The sequence below is a fragment of the Parendozoicomonas verongulae genome, from assembly GCF_009711465.1.
In the GTDB taxonomy this organism is placed as follows: Bacteria; Pseudomonadota; Gammaproteobacteria; order Pseudomonadales; family Endozoicomonadaceae; genus Sansalvadorimonas; species Sansalvadorimonas verongulae.
Genome location: NZ_SMME01000553.1, coordinates 451 through 936 on the forward strand (window position 1 = coordinate 451; position 486 = coordinate 936).

Sequence of the window (486 nt, forward strand, 5' to 3'; positions counted from 1 at the left end):
GTAGCTGACCAACAGCTTCTGACCACAAAATACGTAGAGCGGAAGGAAGCAATAGTGATCGTAGTAACCTGAGAAGTGTCGTCCAATCTGGTTGCCATGAACAGGGTCATCAGTGGCATCAAAGTCAAGCTTGATACGCTTGGGAGGTCTTTTGAACGAGGCTATAAATTGATCAACAAGAATCTCATGCATAGCAACCGCCTGCTGTCGATTTGCCTGCTGTTTGTAATGCCAGATCGTAGCGGAGTTGCTGGTGATCATTCAGGTCTTCGTAACCCAAAGCCAGAGCATAAATTCTCTGCCGCAATACGGTTTCTGTCTGGTGCAGGCACCGATTAACGTCCCTTGGGTCGTTTATGGCTCGACTGAGGGTGTTGGTCAGTTGTAGTTTCGGTCAAGCTGTCGCAACAGAAGAACACCTGCACTTGAGGTGATGTCGCCACCGGAAAAATCAGTCTGAACTTTTCTGGATTTGCAGCGTGGAAA

General features: G+C 48.1%; 1 pseudogene. It reads right to left on the reverse strand.

The features are described from left to right. A pseudogene (locus E1189_RS01440) lies at positions 1–486 on the reverse strand (transposase); the annotation flags it as partial.